Raw genomic sequence first — 5,638 nt, 5'->3', positions numbered from 1 at the left:
AGGGTGCCCGGTCAGGCGACGCAACACAGTATGAGGCTTTCGGTGGATGGCTATACACCGGGTTATCCACCATCACCGCCAGAATGACCCGCTCCCGCCAACTGCCCGCGCAGCCATTGCTGTGCCGGGTCGGCGTGGTTGCGCTCGTGCCAGAGCAGCAGTTTCTGATAACCCGCTGCCGGGAAAGGCAAATCCTTCAGCACCAGGCCGTCGTCGGCGCGCACCAGGCTGGCGGGGATGACAGCGAGCAGGTTGCTTTGCCGCAGCAGCTCCGGGATGAGGGCGAAATGTTGCAGCGACACCGCGACGTGGCGGTGGTAGCCCAGTTCGCGCAGGGTGTCGTCAATCACGCCGGAGAGGCTGCCGCCGTAAAACGAGCCGAGGGCAAAGCGCTGGCGGCAGAAGGTGTCCAGATTCCACGCCGCCTGCAACGCCGGATGCCCGGCGCGCATCGCGCAGACAAAGCGCCCCTCGTACAACACGCGGTAGCGCAGCCGCGCGCGGTGTCAGCACCATGCCCTGGCCGCTGCGCACCAGCAGCGGGTCGTCAAAAAACTGGCGCAGGCGGGCGAGCATCCCGCTCACTGCCGGTTGCGACAGCGCAAGGCGCGCCGCCGCGCGGGTGACATTGCCTTCCTCCAGCAGCGCGTGCAGCGCGCGCAGCAGATTCAAATCCAGATTGTGCAAAAGATTCATGGCATATCGGAATGGATGATAGCGGTTATCGGCGTTTATGATTTTGGCGGCGGGCAATCGCGGGGGTATGATGCGCTGCGCGTCGGGAATCCGCCCGCCGCATCACGGAGCATACATCATGCAAAGCATAAAAATGAATAATGGCGTCGAAATTCCGGCATTGGGATTTGGCGTCTTTCAAATTGTACCGGAAGAAACCGAACAGGCTGTGGTGGATGCCATTGCCGCGGGCTACCGCCATATTGATACCGCGCAAGCCTATGTCAATGAAACCGAAGTTGGCAGAGGTATTGCCCGCAGTGGCATCGCCCGCGAAGAACTCTTTGTAACCACCAAAGTCTGGATAGAAAATGCGGGCGAAGTGGCGGCCACCGCTTCACTGGATCGCTCCTTAAAACGGCTGAATCTCGATTATATTGACCTGGTACTCATTCACCAGCCTTACGGCGATGTCTATGGCACCTGGCGCGCATTGGAAAAATATCAGGCGGCGGGCAAAATCCGCGCCATTGGCGTCAGCAATTTCACCCCCGACCGCGCCGTCGATTTGGGTATTTTCAACCACGTCATGCTGCAGGCAAACCAGATAGAAATAAACCCCTTCCACCAGCGCGAAGCACAAGTCGCCGCATTACAGGAAGAGGGTATTGTCGTCGAAGCCTGGGCGCCCTTTGCCGAAGGCAAAAACCATATCTTCAGCAATCCGGTTTTGACGAAAATTGGCGCACAATACGGCAAAAGCGTGGCGCAAGTCATTTTGCGCTGGCTGGTGGAAAACAACATTGTCGCTTTGGCCAAATCCACCAAACCGGAACGCATGGCAGAAAACCTCAATATCTTTGACTTCAGCCTGAATGAGGCAGACAAAGCGGCGATTGCCGCGCTCGATATGGGCGAAAGCCAGTTCATCAATCACCAGACCATTGCCACCGTGCGCTGGATGAAAGAACGTATCTTTAATGTATAAGGATTTCCAGCGACACCGACGTACACGCGGGCGTGATTTTCGCGCACACCGAAAGCCGCGGCGCCCTGCAAAAAGTTTTGGAAGAAGATTGCTATTACCCGGATTTCACCCAATATGAAATCCGCGAATTTGCGCCGAAACGGATTGCCGCCAAGATTGCGGTTCTGGCGGAAAGTCCGTAAACGTATGAGACAATAAAAAAGCCGTCCTTCGGGACGGCTTTTTCTGTGGCCGGTTTTTTAATTCCGCCCCATCCGTTTTTCCACCGCTTCCGCCAGTTGTTCCAGCAGGATTTCGCTGTCTTCCCAGCCAATGCAGGCGTCGGTAATGCTTTGGCCGTAGGTGAGCGTTTCGCCTGCTTTCAGTTTTTGCGCCCCGGCGACGAGGTGGCTTTCCGCCATCACGCCGAAGATGCTGTGGTCGCCGCCCGCGATTTGTGCGGCGATGTCGGCGGCGGCGACGAGTTGCTGTTCGTGCTGTTTGTTGCTGTTGGCGTGGCTGCAATCAATCATGATTTTTTCCGGCAGTCCGGCTTTTTGCAGGGCGGCGGCGGTGGCGCGGACGTGTTCGGCGCTGTAGTTCGGGCCGTCGCTGCCGCCGCGCAGAATAATGTGGCAGTCTTCGTTGCCCAGCGTGGTGACGATGGCGGAGTGGCCGAATTTGGTGACGGAGAGGAAGCTGTGTACCGCTGCCGCCGAGGTGACGCCGTCAATGGCGATTTGGATGTCGCCGTTGGTGCCGTTTTTGAAGCCAATCGGGCAGGAGAGGCCGGAGGCAAGCTGGCGGTGGATTTGGCTTTCTGTCGTGCGCGCGCCGATCGCGCCCCAGCTGACGAGGTCGGCGATGTATTGCGGGATGATCATGTCGAGGTATTCGACCGCGACCGGCATTCCTTTTTCGTTGAGGTCCAGCAGCAGTTCGCGGCCGAGGCGGAGGCCGTCGTTGATGGCGAACGAGCCGTCCAGGTGCGGGTCGTTGAGCAGGCCTTTCCAGCCGACGGTGGTGCGCGGTTTTTCAAAGTACACACGCATGACGAGGCAAAGCTGTTCGCGGTATTTTTCGCGCAGCGGCAGCAGGCGGTCGGCGTATTCGTTCGCCGCCTTGACGTCGTGGATGGAGCAGGGGCCGATGACGACGAGCAGGCGCGGGTCGTTGTCGTGGAGGATGGCGTGGATGTCCTGCCGTGTCTGGCGGACTACCGCCGCCGCGTGCGCGGTCAGGGGGAAGCGTTCCAAGAGCGCCACGGGTGGCAGGAGTTCTTCGATGCGGGCAATGCGCAAATCATCAGTCTGGTGCATGGGGTCGTCCATAAAAAAACAGGGGGTCGGCAAAGATAGCGCAAAACACGGCGCAGACAAAGCGCGGCGCGGTCGGGATTGCTATACTCGCCGCCTTTTCAACCGCAAGGACTCCCCATGACCGATACCAACCCGCTCTACCAGCCCGCCGACGTACCCGCCTTCGCCGCCATCCGCCCGGAGCACGCCGCCATCATCCCGCAGATACTTGATGAAAACCGCGCTGCGATAGAAGCCCTCATCGCGCGCGGCGATTTCACTTGGGACGGGCTGATGCAACCGCTGGAGCGCCTCGAAAACCGCCTCGCCAAGGCGGTCTCGCCCGTCGCCCACCTGCACGCCGTCACCAGCACCGACGAATGGCGCGCCGCCTACGAAGCGCTCCTGCCCGCACTCACCGCCTACGGCAGCGACCTCGGCCAGCACGAAGGGCTGTATCGCGCCATTAAAAGCCTGCGCGACAGCGATGATTACGATGCGCTTAGCGGCGCGCAGCGCAAGGTAATTGACGACGCGCTGAAGAATTTTGAGCGCAGCGGCGTCGCCCTCGATGCCGCCGCCAAGGCGCGTTACAAGGAAATCAGCCTGCGCCTGGCCGAACTGGGGACGCAATTCGCCAACAACGTGCTGGACGCCACCAACGCCTGGCATCTGCACCTGCCCGACGACAGCCGCCTCGCCGGTCTGCCCGACAGCGCCCGCGCGCTGATGGCCGACCTCGCCCGCCAGCACGAAGAAGACGGCTACCGCATCACCCTCGACGCGCCGGTGGTCATCCCGGTTTTGAGCTACGCCGACGACCGCGACCTGCGCGAAACCGTTTACCGCGCCTACAACCTCCGCGCCAGCGAACTGGCCGACGAAGGGCGTTACGACAACGCCGCCATCATTGCCGAAACGCTCGCCCTGCGTTTTGAGCTGGCAAAACTGCTCGGCTTCGCCGACTACGCCGCCTACTCGGTCGATAACAAAATGGCGCCGGACAGCGCGGCGGTGCTTGCCTTCCTCGAAGACCTCGTCGCCAAAGGCAAGGCGGCGGGCGAAGCGGACATGGCGGCGCTGCGCGACTACGCCGCGCGCGAGCTCAATCTGCCCGAACTCGCACCGTGGGACATCGCCTACGCCGCCGAAAAACAGCGGCAAAGCAAATACGCCCTCTCGCAAGAAGACCTGCGCCCCTACTTCCCCATCAGCCAGGTGCTGCAAGGGCTGTTCACCATCTGCGAACGCCTCTTCGGCGTGCGCTTCCGCGAAAACCCGGCGCTTGCCACCTGGCACGCCGACGCGCGCGGCTACGACATGATTGACGCCGACGGCCAACTGCGCGCCCGCTTCTACCTTGACCCCTACGCGCGCGCGAAAAAACGCGGCGGCGCGTGGATGGACAGCGCCGTCTCCCGCTTTGCCGACGGCGACGCGCTGCAACTGCCGGTCGCCTCCCTCGTCTGCAACTTCCCCCCGCCGGTCGGCGACGCCGAGGCCTGCCTCACCCACCAGGAAGTCACCACGCTCTTCCACGAATTTGGCCACGGCCTGCACCATATGCTCACCACCGTCGGCGAATACAGCGTCGCTGGCATCAACGGCGTCGAATGGGACGCGGTCGAACAACCCAGTCAGTTCATGGAAAACTTCTGCTACGAACGCGACTGCCTGCGCCTGATGACCCGCCATTTCCAGACGGGCGAGCCGCTGCCGGACGCGCTCTACGCCAAACTCATCGCCGCGAAAAACTACCAAAGCGCGATGGCACTCTTGCGCCAGCTCGAATTTTCGCTGTTTGACTTCCGCCTGCACCGCGCCGAGAACGCCGGGGCGGACGCGCTCGCCGTACACCGCGCGGTACGCGAACACGTCGCCGTCACCCCCGCCTACGCCGACAACCGCTTCCCGATGAGCTTCCAGCACATCTTCGCCGGCGGCTACGCGGCGGGCTACTACAGCTACAAATGGGCGGAAGTGCTGTCGGCGGACAGCTTCGCCGCCTTTGAAGAAGAAGGCGTGCTCAATCCGGCAACCGGCGTGCGCTTCCGCGACGAAATCCTCGCCGTCGGCGGCAGCCGCCCCAGCATGGAGAGCTTCACCGCCTTCCGTGGCCGCGCGCCAACGGTGGATGCGCTCTTGCGCCACAGCGGCATCCAGGCATAACCGCCCACGAGAACGCCCCGGCATTCCGGGGCTTTTTTGTTAGGCGTGGCGGGCGTGTTTGCCGACGCTGGAATACCCGCGTGTGTGATGGTGGGGCAAGCCCCACCCTACGGCGCGCCGTACAGGGCTTTGCACGGATTGCCATATTGCGGGTTGACCGGCAAAACGGCGGCATTCTCTATTGGTAATGTCCGCCGTCATCGCATTTACCGCCACATTGCCAAAAAGCCTATTGGCGGCAGCAAAATAAAAGCCGTAAATAGGCACCATATCTTGCAGGCGGCAGAACCCCTTTCCTTAATCCAACCGAAGATTTCCATGAAAAAATGGCTCATTACCCTCGGCCTCATTCCTTCCTTGTTGCTGGCGTAGGATGGCTTTTATACGCCGCCGCTGTCAATGATGATGACCAGCTCATTCGTTTACACTCAAGGCGCCAATACCATGGCGATTGAAGATTATTACAGCGAAGAGGCGAAGAAATCCGCCATTTCGCTCGATGTCAGCGTCAGCGACAATGATATTGCGC

5 protein-coding genes and 1 pseudogene are annotated in these 5,638 nt (G+C 61.0%); 4 read left to right on the top strand and 2 right to left on the bottom strand.

Going from position 1 to position 5,638, the window contains the following annotated elements; genetic code table 11:
* Positions 1-62 precede the first annotated feature (62 nt).
* Positions 63-696, bottom strand: a pseudogene (locus Q0349_RS14135) (LysR family transcriptional regulator).
* A gap of 118 nt (positions 697-814) precedes the next feature.
* Between Q0349_RS14135 and Q0349_RS10045 the strand changes: the two are divergent.
* Both Q0349_RS10045 and Q0349_RS10040 read left to right on the top strand, forming a co-directional pair.
* Complete coding sequence (locus Q0349_RS10045) at positions 815-1,663, top strand: aldo/keto reductase (protein WP_298080769.1); 849 nt, start codon at positions 815-817, stop codon at positions 1,661-1,663.
* Positions 1,660-1,845 (top strand): hypothetical protein, encoded by a 186-nt coding sequence (locus tag Q0349_RS10040; RefSeq protein WP_366916310.1) that lies wholly within the window; start codon positions 1,660-1,662, stop codon positions 1,843-1,845. Before Q0349_RS10045 ends, Q0349_RS10040 begins: the two co-directional genes overlap by 4 nt.
* 57 nt (positions 1,846-1,902) lie before the next feature.
* On the opposite strand, the gene aroG is transcribed toward Q0349_RS10040, so the two are convergent.
* Positions 1,903-2,961, bottom strand: a complete 1,059-nt coding sequence (aroG, locus tag Q0349_RS10035) for a 3-deoxy-7-phosphoheptulonate synthase AroG (protein ID WP_298080767.1) — start codon at positions 2,959-2,961, stop codon at positions 1,903-1,905.
* Positions 2,962-3,078: 117 nt separating this feature from the next.
* Between aroG and Q0349_RS10030 the strand changes: the two genes are divergently transcribed.
* A complete protein-coding gene (locus Q0349_RS10030) occupies positions 3,079-5,109 on the top strand; it encodes a M3 family metallopeptidase (protein ID WP_298080765.1) in 2,031 nt (676 codons plus the stop codon).
* 54 nt (positions 5,110-5,163) lie between these two features.
* Positions 5,164-5,481 (top strand): hypothetical protein, encoded by a 318-nt coding sequence (locus tag Q0349_RS10025; RefSeq protein WP_298080764.1) that lies wholly within the window; start codon positions 5,164-5,166, stop codon positions 5,479-5,481.
* The last annotated feature ends 157 nt before the right edge of the window (positions 5,482-5,638 follow it).

Source organism: uncultured Cardiobacterium sp., from assembly GCF_938028185.1.
Classification (GTDB): domain Bacteria; phylum Pseudomonadota; class Gammaproteobacteria; order Cardiobacteriales; family Cardiobacteriaceae; genus Cardiobacterium.
Note: the sequence above shows the minus strand (reverse complement) of the source record. Positions and strands in the feature narration are given on the sequence as shown.